The following is a 21,334-nucleotide window of genomic DNA, read 5'->3' as shown; positions in this document are numbered from 1 at the left end:
GCTCAGCGGTGGGGCCCTTCGTTTGCCCAGGTGGGCGAGTGCGGAGGATACGAGATTCGAACTCGTGAGGGGTTGCCCCCAACACGCTTTCCAAGCGTGCGCCCTAGGCCACTAGGCGAATCCTCCGCCGCAAACAATACAAGACGTTGAGGAGTGCTCGCGAACGCGTTCCGCCGACGTTGCCCGTGGTCGGGGCCCGGCTCGTTTTCCTGGGGGGCGATCCGCTAGTGTGGGGGCCAGCCCCTCACGTGGCGCTATCTCACCGAACTCCCCCAGGGCCGGAAGGCAGCAAGGGTAAGTGAGCTCTGGCGGGTGCGTGGGGGGCGCTTGCGTTGGGGCGGGGCCGGTTGTCAGTGGGTCCCGATAACCTCGTATACGTGTCGTCCCTTGCGCTCTACCGCCGCTACCGTCCCGAGTCGTTCGCCGAGGTCATCGGGCAGGAGCATGTCACTGCCCCGTTGCAGCAGGCCCTGCGTAACAACCGGGTCAACCACGCGTACCTGTTCAGCGGGCCGCGGGGCTGTGGAAAGACGACCAGCGCCCGCATCCTCGCCCGCTGTCTGAACTGCGAGCAGGGCCCCACGCCGAACCCCTGCGGTGCGTGTCAGTCCTGCGTCGACCTGGCCAGGAACGGCCGGGGGTCCATCGACGTCATCGAGATCGACGCCGCTTCGCACGGTGGCGTGGACGACGCCCGTGACCTGCGGGAAAAGGCATTCTTCGGGCCCGCCAGCAGTCGCTACAAGATTTACATCATCGACGAGGCGCACATGGTCACCCCGGCGGGCTTCAACGCCCTGCTGAAGGTGGTCGAGGAGCCCCCGGAGCATCTCAAGTTCATCTTCGCGACGACCGAGCCCGAGAAGGTCATCGGCACCATTCGGTCGCGTACGCACCATTACCCGTTCCGCCTGGTGCCTCCGGGGACGCTGTGCGAATACCTCGGTGAGGTGTGCGGCAAGGAGGGCATCCCGGTCGAGGACGGAGTGCTTCCGCTCGTCGTACGGTCCGGAGCCGGGTCCGTGCGTGACTCGATGTCCGTCATGGACCAGTTGCTCGCCGGCGCGGCCGACGACGGTGTGACATATGCCATGGCGACCGCACTGCTCGGGTACACCGAGAGCTCGCTGCTCGACTCGGTCGTGGACGCCTTTGCGGCGGGCGACGGGGCGGCCGCGTTCGAGGTCGTCGACCAGGTCATCGAGGGCGGGAACGATCCCCGCCGGTTCGTGGCCGACCTGCTGGAGCGGCTGCGGGACCTGGTGATCCTGGCCGCCGTTCCCGACGCCCGCGAGAAAGGTCTGATTGACGCGCCCGCCGATGTGGTGGAGCGGATGCAGGCCCAGGCCTCCGTGTTCGGCGCGGCGGAGCTGAGCCGCGCCGCCGACCTGGTCAACACGGGGCTCACCGAGATGCGGGGGGCGACATCGCCGCGGCTCCAGCTGGAGCTGATCTGCGCCCGGGTGCTGCTGCCGGCCGCTTTCGACGACGAGCGTTCGTTCCAGGCGCGCCTGGACCGCCTGGAGCGCAATGGTGGCGGTGGCGGTGGTGGCGGTGCGTTCATGGCCGCGGCCGCAGCTCCCGGTCCGGCTATGGGGTACGTACCGGGGCCCGAGGCGCATGGGGCTCCTGGGGGAGTGGCTGCGGCTAGCCCCGGTCCTGCCCCCGCTCCTGCTCCCGCCCCCGCTCCTGTGATGCCCGCACCCGTAGCTGCCGCGGCGGCCCCTGTGGCTGCTCCCGCTGCCGGCGAGGGCGGCCAGCGTCCCGGTGCCTGGCCGGGCTCCGGTACGGGTGCCGGAGCCGGAGCCGGACAGGACGCCGGGGGGCGCCGGCCCGGTGGGTGGCCCACCGCCTCCGCTCCTGGCCAGGGCCGGCCCGAGCCGCAGCCCGCGCCCGTCGCGGCGCCGCCGGCGGCGGCCCCTGCCGCAGCAGCGCCGCCCGCGCCCGCCGTCTCCCAGCCGGCCGCGCAGGGCGCCGTACAGGTACAGAACATGTGGCCCGGCATCCTGGAGGCCGTCAAGAACCGACGGCGCTTCACCTGGATCCTGCTCAGCCAGAACGCCCAGGTCAGCGGCTTCGACGGCACCACGCTCCAGATCGCCTTCATCAACGCCGGTGCGCGGGACAACTTCGCGAGCAGCGGCAGCGAAGAAGTGCTGAAGCAGGCACTGGCCGAGTCCTTCAACGTGCAGTGGAAGATCGAGTCGGTTGTCGACCCGTCCGGCGGCGGAGGAGGCGGCGGTGGCGCACAGCCACCCGGTGGCGGCGGCTTCGGCGGTGGCGGCGCGGGCGGTGGCGGTTTCGGCGGGCGCGCCCCGGCCCCGGCTCCGCGCCCCGCCCAGCCCACCCCGCAGGCCCAGCCCGCCCCGGCAGGCGCCGCCGCGCCGCAGGCTCCCGGCCCGCAGCGCCCGGCACCCGAGGCCTCAGCGGGCAGTTCCTACGCGGCGGAGCCGACGCCGCCGCCCGCACCGGCACCCCCGCCCATGGCGATTGAGGACGACGTACCGGCGGAAGACGACCCCGACCTCGTCGACTCGGCGCTCTCCGGCCACGACCTGATCGTGCGGGAGCTGGGTGCGACGGTCGTCGAGGAGTTCACGAACGAGTAGCGGGGGCGGGAGGAGCGCGCGGCGGGGGGAGCGCGGCGCGCGGGCTAGGCTGCACACCGTGAAGGTCCTCGTCATCGGCGGCGGCGCCCGCGAACACGCCCTGTGCCGCTCTCTGTCCCTCGATCCCGACGTCACCGCGCTGTACTGCGCCCCCGGCAACGCCGGCATCGCCGAGGTGGCCGAGCTGCACCCGGTTGACGCCCTCGACGGCGCCGCCGTGGCGAGGCTCGCCGGCGAGCTCGGTGCCGGACTCGTCGTCGTCGGCCCGGAGGCGCCGCTCGTCGCGGGCGTCGCCGACGCCGTGCGGGCGGCCGGGATCCCCTGCTTCGGCCCGTCCGGGGAGGCCGCCCTGCTGGAGGGCTCCAAGGCCTTCGCCAAGGACGTGATGGCCTCGGCGAACGTCCCGACCGCCCGCAGCTATGTCTGCACCACCCCCGAAGAGATCGACACGGCGCTGGACGCCTTCGGGGCGCCGTACGTCGTCAAGGACGACGGCCTCGCAGCGGGCAAGGGCGTCGTCGTCACCGACGACCTCCAGGCGGCCCGCGAGCACGCGCTGGCCTGCGACCGCGTGGTCATCGAGGAGTTCCTCGACGGCCCCGAGGTTTCCCTCTTCGCGATCACCGACGGTGTGACCGTCCTCCCGCTCCAGCCCGCGCAGGACTTCAAGCGCGCGCTCGACGGCGACGAGGGCCCCAACACCGGCGGCATGGGCGCGTACTCCCCGCTCCCGTGGGCCGACCCCAAGCTGGTCGACGAGGTCATGGCGACCGTGCTCCAGCCGACCGTCGACGAGCTGCGCCGCCGCGGCACGCCGTTCTCCGGGCTGCTGTACGCGGGTCTGGCGATCACTTCGCGCGGTGTACGGGTCATCGAGTTCAACGCCCGTTTCGGCGACCCGGAGACCCAGGTGGTCCTGGCCCGCCTCAAGACTCCGCTGGCGAGCGTGCTCCTCAACTCCGCCAACGGCACTCTCGACGTCGAACCGCCGCTGACCTGGCGCGACGACGCTGCCGTGACGGTCGTCATCGCCTCGCACAACTACCCCGGCACGCCGCGCACCGGTGACCCGATCGAGGGTCTCGACGAGGTCGCCGCCCAGGACGCGCCCCACGCGTACGTACTGCACGCCGGGACCCGGCGCGAAGGCGACGCCGTCGTGAGCGCCGGCGGCCGGGTGCTGTCGGTGACGGCGACCGGCAAGGACCTCACCCAGGCCCGCGAGCGCGCGTACACAGCCGTCTCCCGGATCCGTCTCGACGGCTCCCAGTACCGCACGGACATCGCCGAAAAGGCGGCGTCCGGGGCCTGATCCCACCCGCCTCCCACCCGCTTCCCACGCCCGACGGCGTCAGCAGCTTTCCCCAAAGCCATTCCATCGAGTGACCGCTGGGCTATCCGGCTGACGGCTGCCCCACCCCCAACTAGGGTGCGGCGCAAGCATTCCGGCACTTGGCCCACCGACATTGCGATGTCAGTGGCGGGTGCCACAGTGGGGGAGTGAGCAAAGCCGTCGCAGGGCGAAGGGGGTGACGTCCGGCCGTGTCCGGTACCGGTATGGGTGTGGAGAGGGGCGCGCAGTCCGCGCGTTCCAGGGCTCTCGCTGTGTTGCGTGTCCGCAGCACGGCGCTGGCCGTCGCCCTGCTGCCCGCGGCCGTCGCCGTCGTCCTGCTGGTGGGCGGCGCGACGGGCCACGTGGTGGGCGGGGCCTGGGACGCCGCGCGCTGGGTGATGACCGGCGCGGCGGTCGTGGCCCTGCTGGCGGCCGTCGCCGTAGGGGCCGTGATCGTACGGGCAAGGCCCGCCACCACCCCGACGGTGGAGGTCGCCGAGCACTCCGCACCGGATCTCTACCGGCTCGTGCGCGACCTGGCGGACCGGCTGGAGGTGCCGGCGCCGTCCGCGATAGCGCTCACGCCGGACTGTGACAGCTGGCTGGAGGACCGTACGCATCCGGCTTCGGCGTCCATACCGGGCGCCCCCGGACGCCGCAGGTCCACGGCATCACCGGTGCTGGTCATCGGGTCGCCGTTCCTGTGGTGGATGCGGGTGGCCGAGCTGCGGGCGGTGCTCGCCCCGGTCGTCGCCGGTACGGGTCCCTCCGCTCACCCCGACATAGCCGCCGCCCGCCGCTTCGTACGCGGCCTGGACGCAGCGGTCGCCGTCGCGGCCGCCCCGGACCAGGGACCACTGCGCCGGATCCCCCTCCGCTTCGTCGGCTGGGTCTCCAAGCTCCTCCTGCGCGGCTGCAGGCTGCATGCCGCCGAGATGGAGCGGGGCGTCGCCACGGCCGCTTCGGAGCGCGCGCAGACCGTCGACTACGGCCTGCGGATCGTCGCCCAGGAGCAGGTGGGCCTGGCGTACGCGGGCTGGGACCGGCTCCTGACCCGGGTCGCGCTGCCCGCCTGGCGCATGGGCCGCTGGCCGTCCCGTCTCGACGCGGGCGTGGTCTCCGCCCTCACCGAACTCTCGCGCCGCGACCGTCTGGCGGACGGTTTCGCCTCCCGCCTGGGCGAGCGCCCGGCGTGCGACCTGCTCGAAGAACCGGGCTCGGTGGACGAGGCCACCTCGCTCCTCGCCGCCCGCCTCTTCCACGGCGGCCCCGCCGAGCCGGGCCCGGACTGGTCGCCGGTGGACTGGCAGCAGTACCCGGAAGAGGTCGTGGACCGCAAGTGGCGCACCGACGCCGCCCGGCTGCACCGAGTCCTGGACACCATGGGCGTACGCCGTGCCTCGGCCCCCGCGGCTCCGACCCTCATCCGGGTGATGGACCACCTGTCGACCGCCTCGGCCCCCCCTCCGAACGGGGACCGCCCGCCCGCCACGTCCGACGCCCTCAACCCGGCAGCGGAGACGCTCGCCGCCGCCATCGGGGCAGAGGTGGCCCGCGAGGAGGCAGCCGCTCCGCCGCCGGCGCCACTCGGCCTGGGAGAAGGCGACGATCCCTGGGACACCGACCCGCTCCCGCTCTTCCCGCTCCAGCCGCCGAGGACGGGCCGTGATCTGCTCGCCGACCACGTCACCGCGATGGTCTGCTGCGCCGCCGTCGACACGGCGGGCGCCGCCCCGGGCCTGGACTGGCTGGACGGCCCCGCACTCCTGGTCGACGGCGAACGCCGCGCGGACCTGGGCACCCGGGTCCTGAGCCTGGTGGAAGACGGCGACGCGGCACCACTGCGCTCCTGGCTGGCCTCGGTAGGAGTACGCCCGGAAAAGACGGTCCGCCTGGTGTGACCCACGTCGCTTCGCCGTCCTGCGAAGTACCCGAACGTTCGGCGCCCGAGGAAACGCCCCGGCTCGGCCCCGACCCCAACGCCCCCGCACACAAGACGCAACGCCCCTGGGAAACGCCTGGGAAACGCCGCTGGGAAACGCCTCTACCACGCTCCCCGCTTACCGGAGACTGAGGTTCCGTTAACGTCAATTAGCGACGAACGGTGACGGAGTGCGTGCGTTATGTGATGTGCTGGAGGCAAGTAGCTGACAAGTGACGCACCACAGTTGTCTCGGGGGCTAGAGGGAGGGAAGCGGCATGGGGGACGAGTTCATCCGACGCTGGGAATCGGGCGCCCTGGCGCACGCCGTTTCCGATCCCTTCGGCCAGGGCCCCCTGCCCTGGCTGCGCGGCGGCGAGCACTACTTCGGGGACAGCGGCCAGGTGATCCCCTGGTACGCCGAGCACGTCGACCCCGTCACCGGGGTCAAGCTCCCGCAGCCCCGCTCCGCCCCCACCGGCGGCCCCCGCAACGCCGACGACGTACGCCAGCAGATCAAGGGCTTCGCGTCCCCCGGCGCCGCCGCCCCCGGCGAGGCGATCGACTTCCACATCACCGTGGACCCGCCCCAGCAGTTCTCCGTGGACATCTACCGCATCGGCCACTACGGCGGCGACGGCGCGGCGAAGATCACCACCAGCCCCCGCCTGGCCGGCATCGTCCAGCCGGCCCCGCTCGCCGCCGACCGCACCGTCTCCTGCCACCACTGGTGGCTCTCCTGGCGCCTCCAGATCCCGGATCTGTGGAACGTCGGGGCGTACGTCGCCGTGCTGACCACCGCCGACGGCTACCGCTCCCACATCCCCTTCACGGTCCGCGACAGCCACCCCGCCGACCTGCTCCTCCTCCTGCCGGACATCACCTGGCAGGCGTACAACCTCTACCCGGAGGACGGCCGCACGGGCGCCAGCCTCTACCACGCGTGGGACAGCATGGGCCGTCTCCTGGGCGAAGAAGACGCGGCCACCACGGTCTCCTTCGACCGCCCGTACGCAGGTGCGGGCCTCCCCCTCCACGTGGGGCACGCGTACGACTTCATCCGCTGGGCCGAGCGCTACGGCTACGACCTCGCCTACGCGGACGCCCGCGATCTGCACGCGGGCCGCGTCGACCCGACGCGCTACCGAGGCCTGGTGTTCCCGGGCCACGACGAGTACTGGTCGGCCCCCATGCGGCGCACCACGGAGCTGGCGCGCGAGGCCGGCACGTCGCTCGTCTTCCTCTCGGCCAACACCATGTACTGGCAAGTGGAGCTCGCCCCCTCCGCCTCCGGCACAGCGGACCGCCTCCTCACCTGCCGCAAACGCAGAGCTCCCGGCAAAGCCGCCCTCTGGCGCGAGATCGACCGCCCGGAGCAGCAGCTGATGGGCATCCAGTACGCCGGAAGGGTCCCGGAGCCGAGCCCCCTGGTCGTACGCAACGCGGACCACTGGCTCTGGGACTCGACCGGTGCGTACGAGAACGACGAGATCGAGGGCCTGGTCGCGGGCGAGGCGGACCGTTACTTTCCCCGTACGGCCCTGCCCGAGCACCAGGGCCGCATCCTGTTGGCCCACTCCCCCTACCGGGACGGCGACGGCGCCCTGCGCCACCAGGAGACGTCCCTCTACCGGGCGCCCAGCGGCGCCCTGGTCTTCGCCTCGGGCACCTTCGCCTGGTCCCCGGCCCTGGACCGCCCCGGCCACGTGGACCCACGCATCCAACGCGCGACGGCGAACCTCCTGGACCGCATCTGCAAACGCGACTGAGAAAAAACACCGCCGACGCACGCCCGCCGCACCGCCGGCAAACCGCCAGGACACCGCCCCCCACGCCCCCCGCCCCCACACCCAAGCCCCGCATACGGGAGAATCAGAAGCGCTCCTGGATCAACCTACGCGGAGGAACCGTGTCCGGATTCGTAGAAAAGCCCGAGCCGCTCCAGCTGCCGGGCCTGACCCACCTCCACACGGGCAAGGTGCGTGACCTCTACCAGAACGAGGCCGGCGACCTCGTGATGGTCGCGAGCGACCGCATGTCCGCGTACGACTGGGTGCTGCCCACAGAGATCCCCGACAAGGGCCGGGTCCTGACCCAGCTCTCGCTCTGGTGGTTCGACCAGCTCGCGGACCTCGCCCCGAACCACGTGGTCTCCACCGACGTGCCCGAGGGCGCCCCGGCCGACTGGGCCGGCCGTACGCTCATCTGCAAGTCCCTGCACATGGTCCCGGTCGAGTGCGTGGCCCGCGGCTACCTCACCGGCTCGGGCCTCACCGAGTACAGGGAATCGCGCACCGTCTGCGGCCTCGCCCTCCCCGAGGGCCTGACCGACGGCTCGGAACTCCCGGCGCCGATCTTCACCCCTGCCACCAAAGCGGCCGTCGGCGACCACGACGAGAACGTCAGCTACGAGGAAGTGGCCCGCCAGGTCGGGGCCGAGACCGCCGCCCACCTGCGCCAGATGACCCTCGCCATCTACAACCGGGCCCGTGACATCGCCCGCGACCGGGGCATCATCCTCGCCGACACGAAGTTCGAGTTCGGCTTCGACGGCGACCGGCTGGTTCTCGCCGACGAGGTGCTGACCCCGGACTCCTCCCGTTTCTGGCCCGCGGCCACCTGGGAGCCCGGCCACGCCCAGCCGTCGTACGACAAGCAGTACGTCCGCGACTGGCTGACCTCGCCCGCCTCCGGCTGGGACCGCACGGCGGAGCTGCCGCCGCCCCCGCTCCCGCAGGAGATCGTCGACGCGACCCGGGCGAAGTACGTGGAGGCGTACGAACGCCTCACCGGCATGAGCTGGTCCTAGAGCGGCGCCGGGGCAACGCACAGCGCCCTGGCATAGCAGAGCGCCCCGGCAACGCAGAGGGCCCCGGTCGGGATGACCGGGGCCTTCTGACTCTGAGCGGACGACCAGGTTCGAACTGGCGACCTCAACCTTGGCAAGGTTGCGCTCTACCAACTGAGCTACGTCCGCATGCACTGTGTTGCCGTGTGCGATGCCAACTATACCCAACCTCGCTCGCGTGCGAGGCGCACCGCGGCATGACGATTCTCCGCACCCAGTTTCGAGGCGGCCGAAGACAGATAGTTGCGCACCGTGCCGGGCGACAGCGCGGCCCGCTCCGCGATCTCCGCGACCGGCGCCCCGTCCGCCGCCAGCTCCAGCACTTCCGCCTCCCGTACGGTCAGCGGGGAGTCTCCGGCGGAGATCGCGTCTGCCGCCAACTCCGGGTCCACGTACCGGTTTCCGTCCCGTACGCTCCGGATGAGCTCGGCCAGCCGCTGCGCGCTGACGGTCTTCGGTACGAACGCCCGCACCCCCGCTGCGAGCGCCCGTTTCAGATGTCCGGGCCGCCCGTGACTGGTCACGATCATGCAGCGGCAGCCGGGCAGCTCGGCCCGCAGAGCTGTGGCCACACTCACACCGTCGGCGCCCGGCATCTGCAGATCCAGTACGGCGACGTCCGGCCGGTGCGCCCGCGCCATCGCCAGTGCCTCGGGCCCGGTAGCCGCTTGTGCGACGACGACGAGGTCGTCCTCCAGCCCGAGCAGCGCGGCGAGCGCGCCCCGGATCAGATGCTCGTCGTCGGCGAGCAGGACCCGCACGGGCGCTACGGCGGAACCACCCACGGAACCACTCCCAGAACCACTCACGCCACCACTCCCAGCACCACTTCCGCCACTCACCGCAGCACCTCCCGCACCAGCGGCACCTCAGCCGTCAGCCGGAACCGCCCGTCCCCGGCCGGCCCCGCCCGCAGCGTCCCGCCCACCGCGCTCAGCCGCTCGCGGAGCCCGGCGAGCCCCGAGCCCTCAGTCCCCGCAGCGGACACCTCGCCCGCCCCGTCGTTCTCCACGACCAGCACCGCCCGCCCCCCGTCGGCCGCCAGCCGCACCGTGCAGGTGCGCGCGTCACCGTGCCGCAGCACATTGGTCGTCGCCTCCCGTACGACCCACCCGAGCGCCGACTGCACGCCCGCCGGCAGCTCGTCACCGGGCCCCCGGTCCATCAGGCAGTCGATGCCCGCCGCACTCAGCACGCCCCGCGCCCCTTCCAGCTCGGCGGGCAGATCCGCCGCCCGGTAGCCCCGTACGACCTCACGCACCTCGCGCTGCGACTCCTGCGCGATCCGCTGCACCTCGGCCATCTGGTCGGCGGCCTCCGGCCGGCCGCGCCGCGCCAGTTGCACCGCCAGTTCGCTCTTGAGCGCGATGACGGCGAGATTGCGGCCCATGACGTCGTGCATGTCCCGTCCGAAGCGCAGCCGTTCCTCGGCGACCGCGAGCCGCGCGGAGACGTCACGGGACAGGTCCAGCTCCCGGATGACCGCCATGAACCAGGCCGAGGACCGGGTGGTCACCAGCGCGAACAGCCACACGAGCACCACCATCACCACCCCGCCCACGGCCAGGCCGGCCCCCGCCCCGCTGGCAGCCAGCGCGCCGGCGACCAGCACCGCGGCCACCACCGTCCCGAGCGCGAGCCGCCGGAGCGTCGACAGCATGAACGTCGACATGGCCGTGGTCAGCAGGGTGTACGGCAGTATCTGGATCAGCACCGTCCCGTCCCCGATCTCGCCGGTCGCCTGAAGGGCCACGAGGAGCCCCACCGAGCCCCCGCCCAGCGCCAGCGCGACGGCCGCCGAGCACCACGGAGCCGGCGCCCCGTCGATGTAATGCGCGAGCGAGTGGTGGATGGTGTGCATCGCGACCGCGCACTGGGCCACGCACAGGGCGAGCAGCGCCCGCGCGAGCGCGACGGCGCCGGGGTCGCGGCCCACCTCCTCGGTGAGGGGCCTGAGCACACCCACCGAGATCAGCCACGGCAGCACGTACAGCGTCGCCCGCATGTACAGGTCAATCTTCGCGGCCTGGCTCTGCTTCCCCCAGAAGCCCCTCATCCCCGTCCCCCCACTTCTATCGCCGTGGCCCCCACCGGAACCACCGCTGTACGGCGAACACCGACAGTACGGTCCAGGCCACCGCCGTGCCGACGGCCCCCAGCGCCTCGTACGCCCCCAACTGTCCACTCCAGCCGCCCCGCACGAGCGCGACGGCCGGTGACAGCGGCAGCAGCTCGCAGACCGAGGCGACCTTGTCCGGCAGCAGTTCCAGGGGCACGACGACCCCCGACCCCACCATCGAGACCAGCATCATGGGCATGATCGTGATCTGGGCGCCCTCCGCCGACCTGGTGAAGACGGTGGTGGCGGCCGCCGTCGTCCCCGCGACGGCGACGCCCAGCAGCACCCCCGCCACCACCAGCAGCGGATCGGCAGGCATCTCCACGCCGAGCAGCACCACCCCCGCGATCACCAGCACCACGCACTGCGCGAGTCCCGCCACGAGCGTGGCGGCGGCCGTTCCGGCCAGGATCTCCACGTCACCGGGCTCCCCGGTCCGCAGCCGCTTGAGTACGAGCTCCTCGCGCCGCACCACATAGACCGTGACCAGCGCCGAGTACACCCCGAAGAGCAGCACGAACGCCACGGCCATCGGCATCATCGCCGCACCCGGCGAGATCCCGGCCCTGGCCAGTTCCAGGTCACCGACGACCGGCCGCATCGCGTAGGTCATCGCCACCGGCAGGACCAGCGCCGCGAGGAGCACCGCCTTGTGCCGTACGAGAAGAGTCAGTTCGGCCCGTGTCAGGGCCGCCATGCGTCCCACCACAGCCGTGCTCATCGCGCGGCCACCTCCGCTTCCCGCTCGTCGCTCTTCGCCGCGCGCGCGATGTTCAAGAACGCCTCCTCCAGCGAGGCCGATCGCATATCGAGCCCGCGCAGTTCCACCCCGGCCGCTTCCGCCCACGCCAGCAGCCCCGTGGCGGCCCGCTGCAGCCGGTCCGTGAACAACCGGACCGTCCGCCCCGCCACTTCGTGCCCCGTCACACCGAGCTGCCCGAGCGGCGGCAGATCCCCGAGGTGGTAGCCGTCCGGCAGCTCGAAGGAGATCTGCGAGGGGTACTCCGCCACCACCTCGTCCACCCTTCCCTCGGCGGCGATCCGCCCCTCGTGCAGGATCGCCAGCCGGTCGGCCAGCTCCTCGGCCTCCTCCAGGTAGTGCGTGGTCAGCAGTACGGTCGTCCCCCCGTCGCGCAGCTTCCGCACCAGCTCCCACGTCTCGCGCCGCCCCTCGGCGTCGAGCCCCGTCGTCGGCTCGTTGAGGAAGAGGATCTCGGGCCGCCCGAGCAGCGCCGTCGCCAGATCCAGCCGCCGCCGTTCCCCGCCGGAAAGCTGCTTGACCCGTACGTTCTCCCGCTTCCCCATCCCCACCAGGTCCAGTGCCTCGTCCACCGGCCGCGCCCCGCTGGTGCATCCCGCCCACATCCGGACCGTCTCGCGCACCGTCAGCTCGGACGGAAAGCCGCCCTCCTGAAGCATGACGCCGACCCGGGGACGTACCTTCGCGCGCTCGGTGTACGGGTCGTGCCCCAGCACCCGGACGCTGCCGCCGCTGGGCCGGGCGAGGCCCTCCAGGAGTTCCAGGGCCGAGGTCTTGCCGGCCCCGTTCGTGCCGAGGAGCGCGAACAGCTCGCCGCGCGCGACGGAGAAGGAGAGCGAGCGGACGGCCTCGAAGCCGCCGCTGTAGGTACGCCGGAGCCCTTCGGCGTCGATCACGTAGTCGTTGGTGGTCATGTGCCAAGACTTCCGCCGGATCACGTCCGCGGGCAGTGCGGGCTGTCATCACCGCACATGACAAATGTCAGAACCGCGGTCGCGGCACGGCGCGGACACAACGCGGACACGACGAAGGCCCCGGTCGTAATGACCGGGGCCTTCGTACACATGGAGCGGACGACGAGATTCGAACTCGCGACCCTCACCTTGGCAAGGTGATGCTCTACCAACTGAGCCACGTCCGCATTTGGTGCCACCACTCTAACCGATCCACCGCAGTGGTTGGTAAGTGATGTAGAGCGGGTGACAGGAATTGCACACTGCGCCTTCCCCCTGGAAGGGGGATGTTCTACTACTGAACTACACCCGCACGCTGCTTGGGGACCGGCCCTGCGGCCTTGCCCCTCGGCGTGCTCCAGACTCTAGCCGATCAACAGGGGTGGAGCGCAAGTCGGCTGCGTAGCCGGGTTCGAGCGCTGTCAGGACGCCTCCGCGAAGGCCTCGTAGACCTTCTTCGGGATGCGGCCGCGGGCCGGCACGTCCATCTGGTGCGAGCGCGCCCACGCGCGCACGGCTGCCGGGTCGGGTGCCACGGCGGTGTGCCGGTAGACCTTGCCCGACTTCGAGTGCTTTCGGGCCGCCTCGATGAACGGCTCCAGCGCGGTGCGCAGTTTCTTTGCATTGGCGGGATTCAGGTCGATCTCGTACGACTTCCCGTCCAGGCCGAAGCTGACCGTTTCCGCTGCTTCCCCTCCGTCGATGTCGTCGGAGAGCGTGACCACTACGCGCTGAGCCACGGATATCGGTCCTTTCCTGCGGCACTACCGCGTCCGACATGGCGCCTGACATGACGCCTGACGTGCGGTGATGCCGGCCTTCCGGCTGATTTGGAGCAATGCTGTTTTTCTCGCTATTCCTTTGTACAGCGACAGGCATTGCATCGTGAAGCCCAGTTAATTCGGTCCGCGTGTCCTTCCGCAATCGGAGGCACGCGTTTTTCCCCCGATTTTTCCCGCGGTTGTCACCCCCGATACCGGAACGTGATCGGCGCCCACCTATATCTACCCGCGTAGAATTTCAGGGCAGGTACGCTGATTGGACCGCCTTCGCACCACACCACCACCGGGAGTGCCAGTGGCACGCGTCGTAGTCGACGTCATGCTCAAGCCCGAGATCCTCGACCCGCAGGGACAGGCGGTGCAGCGCGCACTGCCCCGTCTCGGCTTCGAGGGAATCGCGGACGTCCGTCAGGGAAAGCGTTTCGAGCTGGAGGTCGACGGGCCTGTCGATGACGCCGCCCTCGCCCGCATCAACGAGATGGCCGAAACGTTCCTCGCCAACACCGTCATCGAGGACTTCACCGTGAAGGTGGAGGAGCCGAAGTGACCGCTCGTATCGGAGTCGTCACCTTTCCGGGAACGCTCGACGACCAGGACAGCCTGCGCGCCGTCCGGACCGCGGGCGCCGAGCCGGTCTCGCTGTGGCACCGCGACAAGGACCTCAAGCAGGTCGACGCGGTCGTGCTCGCGGGCGGCTTCTCGTACGGCGACTACCTGCGGGCCGGCGCCATCGCCCGCTTCTCGCCGGTGATGGAGACGATCATCGACCAGGCGAAGGCCGGTCTGCCGGTCCTCGGCATCTGCAACGGCTTCCAGATCCTCACCGAGGCCCACCTCCTGCCCGGCGGGATGCTGCAGAACAGCCACCTGCACTTCATCTGCCGCGAGCAGAAGCTGCGCGTGGAGACGAGCGACACCGCCTGGACCGCGGACTACACCGCCGGCCAGGAGATCCACATCCCGCTCAAGAACATGGACGGCCGTTACGTCGCCGAGGAGCGCGTGCTCGACGAACTGGAGGCGGAGGGCCGCGTCGCCTTCCGCTACCTGGACGTCAACCCCAACGGCTCGCTCCGCGACATCGCCGGCATCACCAACGCCGCCGGCAACGTCGTCGGCCTGATGCCGCACCCGGAGCACGCCGTGCAGCCGCTGGTCGGCACGGGACGTACCGACGGCCTCGGATTCTTCACCTCGATCCTGAAGAAGCTGGTCAACGCATGACTTTGGACACCGTCAAGCACGCCTCGGAGACCCCCGAGGCCGAGCAGCCCTGGAAGGAACTCGGCCTCAAGGAGGACGAGTACGCGCGCATCCGGGAGATCCTCGGCCGCCGCCCGACCGGCGCCGAGCTCGCCATGTACAGCGTCATGTGGTCCGAGCACTGCTCGTACAAGAGCAGCAAGGTCCACCTGAAGCAGTTCGGCGAGAAGGTCCCCGCCAACGACGCGATGCTCGTCGGCATCGGTGAGAACGCGGGCGTCGTCGACGTCGGCCAGGGTTACGCCGTGACCTTCAAGGTCGAGTCGCACAACCACCCCTCGTACATCGAGCCCTACCAGGGCGCGGCCACGGGCGTCGGCGGCATCGTCCGCGACATCCTCGCCATGGGCGCCCGCCCGGTCGCGGTCCTCGACCCGCTGCGTTTCGGCGCGGCCGACCACCCGGACACGCGCCGCGTCCTTCCGGGCGTCGTCGCGGGCATCGGCGGCTACGGCAACTGCCTGGGCCTGCCGAACATCGGCGGCGAGGTCGTCTTCGACGCGTGCTATCAGGGCAACCCGCTGGTCAACGCCGGCTGCATCGGCGTCATGAAGCACGAGGACATCCACCTCGCGAAGGCGAGCGGTCCCGGCAACAAGGTCGTCCTGTACGGCGCCCGCACGGGCGGCGACGGCATCGGCGGCGTATCGGTGCTGGCCTCGGAGACCTTCGAGTCGACGGGCCCGGCCAAGCGCCCGGCGGTCCAGGTCGGTGACCCCTTCCAGGAGAAGCTCCTCATCGAGTGCACCCTGGAGATCTTTCGCGAGCAGCTCGTCGCGGGCATCCAGGACCTCGGCGGCGCCGGCCTGTCGTGCGCGACCTCCGAGCTGGCTTCGGCCGGCTCCGGCGGCATGCGCGTGGAACTGGACACCGTGCCGCTGCGTGACTCCTCCCTCTCGCCCGAGGAAATCCTCATGAGCGAGTCGCAGGAGCGCATGTGCGCGATCGTGGAGCCGGACAAGGTCGACCGGTTCATGGAGATCTGCGAGAAGTGGGACGTCATCGCCACCGTCATCGGTGAGGTGACCGACGGCTCGCAACTGGAGATCTTCTGGCACGGCGAGCAGATCGTCGACGTACCGCCGCGGACGGTGGCCCACGAAGGTCCCGTCTACAACCGGCCGTACGCCCGCCCTGCCTGGCAGGACGAGCTCCAGGCCGACGACGCGAACAAGCTGCCGCGCCCGGCGAACGCGGCCGAGCTGCGCGAGCAGGTGCTGAAGCTGGTCTCGTCGCCGAACCAGGCGTCGAAGTCGTGGATCACCGACCAGTACGACCGCTTCGTGCAGGGCAACACGGTGCTCGCCATGCCCGAGGACGCCGGCATGGTGCGGATCGACGAGAAGACGAACCTTGGCGTCGCGATGGCGACCGACGGCAACGGCCGGTACGCCAAGCTCGACCCGTACACGGGCGCGCAGCTCGCGCTGGCCGAGTCGTACCGTAACGTCGCCGCCTCCGGCGCCAGGCCGCTCGCGATCTCCGACTGCCTGAACTTCGGTTCGCCGGAGGACCCGGACGTCATGTGGCAGTTCGCGGAGTCCACGCGTGGTCTCGCGGACGGCTGCCTCCAGCTCGGTACGCCGGTGACCGGCGGCAACGTCTCCCTCTACAACCAGACCGGCGAGACCGCCATCCACCCGACGCCCGTCGTCGCGGTGCTCGGCGTGATCGACGACGTGACGCGGCGTACGCCGGTCGCCTTCGCGGAAGAGGGCCAGCTCCTCTACCTGCTCGGTGACACGCACGAGGAACTGGGCGGCTCCGCCTGGTCCCAGGTGATCCACGACCACCTCGGCGGCATGCCGCCGAAGGTCGACCTGGACCGGGAGAAGCTGCTCGGCGAGATCCTGATCTCGGCCTCGCGCGACGGCATGATCGACGCGGCGCACGACCTGAGCGACGGCGGCCTGATCCAGGCGGTCACCGAGTCCTGCCTTCGGGGTGGGAAGGGTGCGCGGCTGGTGGTTCCGGACGGACTGGACTCCTTCGTCTTCCTGTTCTCGGAGTCGGCGGGCCGGGCGGTTGTTTCCGTGCCGCGCAGCGAGGAGCTTCGCTTCAACGACATGTGCGGGGCGCGGGGGCTGCCCGCGACCCGGATCGGTGTCGTCGACGGCGAGGAGATCGAGGTGCAGGGCGAATTCAGCATCCCGCTGACCGAACTCCGCACGGCGCACGAGGCGACCCTGCCGGACCTCTTCGCCTGACCCCGGACCAACACTTCGGCCCCGGCCAGCTAATGGCCGGGGCCGAGGTTTTTTGTTCCCCACCCCGCCCCTTCCCGGCTGTGACATGTGCGGCTTCGCTGCGGGGGGTGCTGCCCCAGATCCTGGTCCTCAGGCGTCGGACGGGCTGGATGGGGTGGGGTACGGGCTCATCGTGCCGCTGAGCGGGGACGTGGCCGCCGGGCGGCAGATCCGGCTTCCCCGGAAGGACCAGCTTGCCGGCGTATCCAGCTCGCTGTGGCACATCCAGCCCGTCCGGCGTTTGAGGACACGCCCGTAGGGCGTCCGGGGGGCTGGGGGCTTGCCCCCGGTTTCGGGAAGGGGCGGGTAGGGGAATCTCCGCGGGGTCCGGGGCGGAGCCCCGTGCTTGGTGCGGTCGCGCGGAAAGCGGCCGTTGTCATAGCCGGGGGCTAGTCTCGGGGGCATGGCATCCGCTGCCCAGAAGGGCCCGCGCCCCCGCCCCCGCCCCCGCCGCTACGACGCCGCCAAGACCCGCGCCGCGGTCCTGGCCCAGTTCGGCCACGTGCACGACGCCGTGCGCGACCTCACGCCCGCGCAGCTCGCGCTCCCCACCCACCTCGGGGACTGGACCGTACGCGAGCTGGCCGCGCACGTCGCCATGGCCGTCGGCGCCGTCATCCGCTGCCTCGAACAGCCCGCCCCGCCCCAGCAGGAAGTCACCCTCCTGGACTGGCCGTTCGCAACGGCCCCCCGCGCCGCGCGGATCTCCGAAGACACGAAGGCGATCGCCGAGTCGGCGCCAGACCTCGACGCGCTGTACGAGCGGACCCGCACCCGGCTCGCCGAGCTGCTGCCCGCCGCCCCCGGCGACCGGCTGCTCGCGTCCCGCGTCGGCGCCATGCGCCTGGACGACTACCTCGTCACCCGCACCGTGGAACTCGTCGTCCACACCGACGACTTGAACCGCGCGGCCGGCCTCGCCGTCCCGTACGACCGCCAGGCCCTCGCCGCCTGCACCCGCCTCCTCGCCGACGCCCTCGCCGTGAAGGCGCCCGGCGGTTCGGTCGAGGTCCGCGTCCCGCCGTACGCCGTCGTGCAGTGCGTGGAAGGCCCCCGCCACACCCGCGGCACGCCGCCCAACGTCGTCGAGACCAACCCGCTCACCTGGATCCGCCTCGCCACGGGGCGTACGGACTGGGACACGGCCGTCGACGACGCGAAGGTCAGCGCCAGCGGCGAACGGGCCGGCCTGGCCGGGTTGTTGCCCATCCTCCGCTAGGCCGCTAGTTGATCATGTAGTGTTGCCGACGCCCACGCAGGACGTACGCACCAAGGAGGTGAGCCCCATTACCGCTGTATCAGGTCGGGTGCTCTCCTCTCACGACCGCGCGGTCCACCGGACATAGGCACCGGGAACTGGGGACCGAGGGAGCGCCCATCGGCGTCCCGAAAGGTTTCCCATGTCTCGCTCCACCTCGCTCTCCCCTTCCGTCATCGTCACCAGGCTTCGGGCCGCCGGCTGCGTATTCGCCGAGGACGAGGCGGAATTGCTCCTCTCCGCCGCGCGGGACCCTGCCCACCTCCGCGCCATGGTGGACCGCCGGATCGACGGCCTGCCCCTCGAACACGTCTTCGGCTGGGCCGAGTTCCGAGGCCGTCGCATCGCCGTGGACCCCGGCGTCTTCGTCCCTCGCCGGCGCACCGAGTTCCTCGTCGAGCAGGCCGTCGCCCTCGCCCCGTCGCGGGCCGTCGTCGTAGACCTCTGCTGCGGCTCGGGCGCGCTCGGCGCGGCGTTGGCCGTGTCCCTGGAGCGTGTGGAGCTGCACGCCTCCGATGTGGACCCCGCCGCCGTGCGGTGCGCCCGGCGCAACGTCACCGCCGTCGGCGGGCAGGTCTACGAGGGCGACCTCTACGCGCCGCTGCCCGCCGCCACGCTGCGGGGACGGGTCGACGTACTGCTGGCCAATGTGCCGTACGTACCGACCGGCGAGATAGAGCTGCTGCCCCCGGAGGCCCGCATCCACGAGGCGCGGGTCGCACTCGACGGCGGGGCGGACGGACTCGACGTACTGCGGCGGGTGACGGCACAAGCGGCGCGGTGGCTGGCACCGGGCGGCCACCTGCTGTTCGAGACGAGTGAGCGGCAGGCACCGCAGGCCGTCGAAACCGTCGCCCGCGGCGGCCTGGTCCCGCGGGTCGTCACGTGCGACGAGCTGTACGCCACCGTCGTCATCGGGACCAGGGGCAAGTGACGGAAACAGGCAGGTGGAACCAGAAACCCCACTCGCCCCGTCCCATCGCCATGGATACGTCGCGCACCCGCATCTCCGGCCCCCTCACCGGCGCCCTCACCGTCCTGGCCCTCCTGACCCTGGCCGCCTGCGGCACGGAGCCGGGGGGCTCGGCCGCCGGAGGTGACGGCACCGTAAAGCCGGACGTTCAGGTCTCCGGCATCGACTGGACCGTCGACAGTGTGACGGTCGACGGGAAGAAGATCCCGGCGCCCGAGAAGGCCACGGTACGGATCGACGACAAGGGCCGGGCCAAGGGCAACACCGGCTGCAACCACTTCGGTGCCGATGTGTCGGTCAAGGGCGACACGATCACGGTGGGGCCCGGTCGGACCACCGAGATCGGCTGTCCGAAGAACGTCGCGAAGTTCGAGCAGCACCTGCAGCGGACCTTCACCGGTGAGCTCAAGGCCAAGATCACGGACGACAGGCTGACGCTGACCACGGCCGGGGGCGACACCATCGCCCTGTCCGAGACGAAGCCCGAACCGGACGCGCAGCTCCTCGGTACCGAGTGGCGTGTGGAGTCGCTGCGGGACGGCGACACCGCGACCTCGGTGTCCGGGGACGCCGCGGGCAAGGCGAAGCTGGTCTTCGGCGAGGACGGATCCGTGGGCGGGAACCTCGGCTGCAACCACGTCTCGGGCCGGGCGAAGGTCTCCGATTCCACCCTCACCTTCTCCAAGATCGCCACCACCCGGAAGCTGTGCCCGCCCCCGGTGATGGACACCGAGCGGGCCCTGCTGAAGATCCTCGACGGCAAGGTGACGTACGAGATCCGTGAGCGCGCCCTGTCCCTCACCGCGGCGGGCGGCAAGGGACTGGACGCAGTGGCGATCGCCAGGTAGCCAGCTAGTCCGGAGCGAGTACCGCCGAGCGGTTACGGGCGCAGAGCGGTTACGGACGACGAGTGGTTACGGGCGACGGCGGCGCAGCGCGAACAGCGCCGCGCCGCCCAGCGCGAGCGCCGCCGCGCCACCGAGGGCCAGCGGCACGGTGGAAGAGTCCCCGCCGGTCGCGGCCAGGCGCTGGTCGCCCACGTGGGTACGTACGCCGGATTCCGGGGTCGGTGCCGGTGCCTCCGATACGGCGGTCCCGCCCGGCTTCGCGGCAGCCACCGGGGCCGGGCCGGGCGACACTGGGCCCGTCGCAGCGACGCCCGCCGCCGGGCCCGCCGACGCCGGTGCCGGCGCCGGGCTCCCCGGCCCCGCCGCCACGCTGCCCAGGCGGACGGCGACCGTGGCCTGCGTCTTGCCCGAGGACACGACCTTCACCGTGACCTTGCGCGCGGTGTCGGTCAGTTCCCTGCCGGCCCGGACCGCGTCCGCGTCCGGCGCCTTCGCCTCGCCCGTGGTCGGGTCGATCAGCGCCGACCTCGTGTAGTCGCCCCTCGCGACCCGGTAGGCGTGAACGCCCTGGAGCGCGCCGTCGAGTGCACCCGCCTTCGACCGCATCTCGACGATGATCTTGTCCTGGCCGCCGAGCGGGATGCGCAGCGCGCGGACGCCCGTGCCCTCGCCGTACAGCGGACGCAGCGTGTACGTGCCGGACTTGGTGACGTCGGTGAGCTCACCGCCTGTGAGCCACTTGTTGTGGATCAGCTCGGCCGCCGTCAGTCCGGCCGCCGAACCGCCGCCGCCCATCACCGACTTGTGACTGTTGCCGTCCTCCTTGCAGCCGGCACCCAGGTCTCCGTCCGGGCAGCGCAGCCGCATCTGATGGTGGTAGCCGAGATTGTGGCCGAACTCGTGGACCAGCGCGTCGACCGAGAAGTGCTCGTCCGGCATCCAGGTCTTCCCGCCGCCCACCGTTCCGAGGCCGCCGAAGCCGCACTTCGCCTTCTCGTTCGGGAAGACGATCGAGACGTGGTCGTACGTGTCCTTCCCGATGCCCGTCGCGGCCAGCGCCTTCTGCGTCTCGTCCGCGATGCGGCCGGTGTCGCAGGAGGCGGCCACGGGGAGCGTGAGCGGGCCGGTCACCTGGTCCGTACCGGCGGGCCCGAAGGTGATCCTGCCCCGCGTGATCTCGTTGTAGTACGAGGCCAGGGAACCGCTCTTCCCGTAATAGGCGGACTTCAGAGCCGACTCCAGCTTCGCGGCGTCGGCGAGCGCGCTGTCGCTGAAGTTCACCATCACGACCTGCACGGTGCGCCGGTCGGCGGGCGCCACCTCGCCGGCGCGGGCGGTCGGGGCCGCCGTCGAGGCGAGTACGACGCCGCAGGCGAGGGCCGACAGACGGACTCGGGAGGTCGACTGCATGTGGGGGTTCC

General features: G+C 71.3%; 17 protein-coding genes, 4 tRNA genes and 1 other RNA gene. 12 read left to right on the top strand and 10 right to left on the bottom strand.

All coding sequences use genetic code 11. The features are described from left to right. Positions 1-41 precede the first annotated feature (41 nt). Positions 42-126: transfer RNA gene (locus G412_RS0129045), tRNA-Ser, on the bottom strand. 109 nt (positions 127-235) lie between these two features. On the opposite strand from G412_RS0129045, the gene ffs reads away from it, so the two are divergent. The 6 genes from ffs (at position 236) to G412_RS0129020 (ending at position 8,672) form a co-directional block, all read left to right on the top strand. Beyond that, an RNA gene (ffs, locus tag G412_RS38650) (signal recognition particle sRNA small type) lies at positions 236-334 on the top strand. Between the two features lie 43 nt (positions 335-377). Beyond that, positions 378-2,609 (top strand): DNA polymerase III subunit gamma and tau, encoded by a 2,232-nt coding sequence (locus G412_RS0129040; protein WP_028815119.1) that lies wholly within the window; start codon positions 378-380, stop codon positions 2,607-2,609. A gap of 58 nt (positions 2,610-2,667) precedes the next feature. After that, positions 2,668-3,921, top strand: a complete 1,254-nt coding sequence (gene purD, locus G412_RS0129035; protein WP_028815118.1) for a phosphoribosylamine--glycine ligase — start codon at positions 2,668-2,670, stop codon at positions 3,919-3,921. 245 nt (positions 3,922-4,166) lie between these two features. Further along, positions 4,167-5,843, top strand: coding sequence for a M48 family metalloprotease (locus tag G412_RS0129030; RefSeq protein ID WP_244283291.1), 1,677 nt, complete (start codon positions 4,167-4,169; stop codon positions 5,841-5,843). A 298-nt stretch (positions 5,844-6,141) separates the two neighbouring features. Then, positions 6,142-7,632: a N,N-dimethylformamidase beta subunit family domain-containing protein gene (locus G412_RS0129025; RefSeq protein ID WP_028815116.1), complete on the top strand. Its 1,491-nt coding sequence runs from the start codon at positions 6,142-6,144 to the stop codon at positions 7,630-7,632. Between the two features lie 140 nt (positions 7,633-7,772). Continuing rightward, complete coding sequence (locus tag G412_RS0129020) at positions 7,773-8,672, top strand: phosphoribosylaminoimidazolesuccinocarboxamide synthase (RefSeq protein ID WP_028815115.1); 900 nt, start codon at positions 7,773-7,775, stop codon at positions 8,670-8,672. Between the two features lie 95 nt (positions 8,673-8,767). On the opposite strand, the gene G412_RS0129015 is transcribed toward G412_RS0129020, so the two are convergent. The 8 genes from G412_RS0129015 to G412_RS0128980 form a co-directional block, all read right to left on the bottom strand. Then, positions 8,768-8,840, bottom strand: a tRNA-Gly gene (locus G412_RS0129015). A 29-nt stretch (positions 8,841-8,869) separates the two neighbouring features. Beyond that, complete coding sequence (locus G412_RS39415) at positions 8,870-9,496, bottom strand: response regulator transcription factor (RefSeq protein WP_028815114.1); 627 nt, start codon at positions 9,494-9,496, stop codon at positions 8,870-8,872. A gap of 53 nt (positions 9,497-9,549) precedes the next feature. Continuing rightward, positions 9,550-10,767, bottom strand: coding sequence for a sensor histidine kinase (locus G412_RS36490; protein ID WP_037650170.1), 1,218 nt, complete (start codon positions 10,765-10,767; stop codon positions 9,550-9,552). Positions 10,768-10,783: 16 nt separating this feature from the next. Next, positions 10,784-11,551: an ABC transporter permease gene (locus tag G412_RS0129000; protein ID WP_028815113.1), complete on the bottom strand. Its 768-nt coding sequence runs from the start codon at positions 11,549-11,551 to the stop codon at positions 10,784-10,786. Continuing rightward, the gene (locus tag G412_RS0128995) at positions 11,548-12,504 is read right to left on the bottom strand and encodes an ABC transporter ATP-binding protein (RefSeq protein WP_037650168.1); all 957 of its coding nucleotides are present in this window, start codon (positions 12,502-12,504) and stop codon (positions 11,548-11,550) included. The genes G412_RS0129000 and G412_RS0128995 overlap by 4 nt, the downstream gene beginning before the upstream one ends. A 151-nt stretch (positions 12,505-12,655) precedes the next feature. Continuing rightward, positions 12,656-12,731: transfer RNA gene (locus tag G412_RS0128990), tRNA-Gly, on the bottom strand. 53 nt (positions 12,732-12,784) lie between these two features. Beyond that, positions 12,785-12,856: transfer RNA gene (locus tag G412_RS0128985), tRNA-Gly, on the bottom strand. Between the two features lie 109 nt (positions 12,857-12,965). Further along, a complete protein-coding gene (locus G412_RS0128980) occupies positions 12,966-13,283 on the bottom strand; it encodes a histone-like nucleoid-structuring protein Lsr2 (RefSeq protein WP_028815111.1) in 318 nt (105 codons plus the stop codon). 337 nt (positions 13,284-13,620) lie between these two features. Between G412_RS0128980 and purS the strand changes: the two genes are divergently transcribed. The 6 genes from purS (at position 13,621) to G412_RS0128945 (ending at position 19,913) form a co-directional block, all read left to right on the top strand. After that, positions 13,621-13,872 carry a phosphoribosylformylglycinamidine synthase subunit PurS gene (gene purS / locus G412_RS0128975; RefSeq protein WP_028815110.1) on the top strand — a complete coding sequence of 84 codons (252 nt, stop codon included), beginning with the start codon at positions 13,621-13,623 and terminating at the stop codon, positions 13,870-13,872. Continuing rightward, the gene (purQ, locus tag G412_RS0128970; RefSeq protein ID WP_028815109.1) at positions 13,869-14,549 is read left to right on the top strand and encodes a phosphoribosylformylglycinamidine synthase subunit PurQ; all 681 of its coding nucleotides are present in this window, start codon (positions 13,869-13,871) and stop codon (positions 14,547-14,549) included. Before purS ends, purQ begins: the two co-directional genes overlap by 4 nt. After that, positions 14,546-16,795 carry a phosphoribosylformylglycinamidine synthase subunit PurL gene (purL, locus tag G412_RS36485; protein WP_037650161.1) on the top strand — a complete coding sequence of 750 codons (2,250 nt, stop codon included), beginning with the start codon at positions 14,546-14,548 and terminating at the stop codon, positions 16,793-16,795. Before purQ ends, purL begins: the two co-directional genes overlap by 4 nt. Positions 16,796-17,237: 442 nt before the next feature. Continuing rightward, positions 17,238-18,053: a maleylpyruvate isomerase family mycothiol-dependent enzyme gene (locus tag G412_RS0128955; protein ID WP_028815108.1), complete on the top strand. Its 816-nt coding sequence runs from the start codon at positions 17,238-17,240 to the stop codon at positions 18,051-18,053. Between the two features lie 181 nt (positions 18,054-18,234). Next, complete coding sequence (locus G412_RS0128950) at positions 18,235-19,026, top strand: putative protein N(5)-glutamine methyltransferase (RefSeq protein WP_028815107.1); 792 nt, start codon at positions 18,235-18,237, stop codon at positions 19,024-19,026. Positions 19,027-19,076: 50 nt separating this feature from the next. Further along, the gene (locus G412_RS0128945; RefSeq protein WP_051338678.1) at positions 19,077-19,913 is read left to right on the top strand and encodes an META domain-containing protein; all 837 of its coding nucleotides are present in this window, start codon (positions 19,077-19,079) and stop codon (positions 19,911-19,913) included. A 66-nt stretch (positions 19,914-19,979) separates the two neighbouring features. On the opposite strand, the gene G412_RS41475 is transcribed toward G412_RS0128945, so the two are convergent. Then, a complete protein-coding gene (locus G412_RS41475; protein WP_028815105.1) occupies positions 19,980-21,323 on the bottom strand; it encodes an LPXTG cell wall anchor domain-containing protein in 1,344 nt (447 codons plus the stop codon). Positions 21,324-21,334: the final 11 nt, after the last annotated feature.

The organism is Streptomyces flavidovirens DSM 40150, from assembly GCF_000429085.1.
Lineage (GTDB): Bacteria > Actinomycetota > Actinomycetes > Streptomycetales > Streptomycetaceae > Streptomyces > Streptomyces flavidovirens.
This window is presented reverse-complemented; position numbering and strand designations above follow the sequence as displayed.

Coding starts and splice junctions, on each gene's coding strand:
- G412_RS0128945 (WP_051338678.1), top strand. CDS start 19,077: ATGGATACGTCGCGCACCCGCATCTCCGGCCCCCTCACCGGCGCCCTC.
- G412_RS0129030 (WP_244283291.1), top strand. CDS start 4,167: ATGGGTGTGGAGAGGGGCGCGCAGTCCGCGCGTTCCAGGGCTCTCGCT.
- purL (WP_037650161.1), top strand. CDS start 14,546: ATGACTTTGGACACCGTCAAGCACGCCTCGGAGACCCCCGAGGCCGAG.
- G412_RS41475 (WP_028815105.1), bottom strand. CDS start 21,323: ATGCAGTCGACCTCCCGAGTCCGTCTGTCGGCCCTCGCCTGCGGCGTC.
- G412_RS0128955 (WP_028815108.1), top strand. CDS start 17,238: ATGGCATCCGCTGCCCAGAAGGGCCCGCGCCCCCGCCCCCGCCCCCGC.
- G412_RS0128950 (WP_028815107.1), top strand. CDS start 18,235: ATGTCTCGCTCCACCTCGCTCTCCCCTTCCGTCATCGTCACCAGGCTT.
- G412_RS0128995 (WP_037650168.1), bottom strand. CDS start 12,504: ATGACCACCAACGACTACGTGATCGACGCCGAAGGGCTCCGGCGTACC.
- G412_RS0129000 (WP_028815113.1), bottom strand. CDS start 11,551: ATGAGCACGGCTGTGGTGGGACGCATGGCGGCCCTGACACGGGCCGAA.
- G412_RS0129025 (WP_028815116.1), top strand. CDS start 6,142: ATGGGGGACGAGTTCATCCGACGCTGGGAATCGGGCGCCCTGGCGCAC.
- G412_RS36490 (WP_037650170.1), bottom strand. CDS start 10,767: ATGAGGGGCTTCTGGGGGAAGCAGAGCCAGGCCGCGAAGATTGACCTG.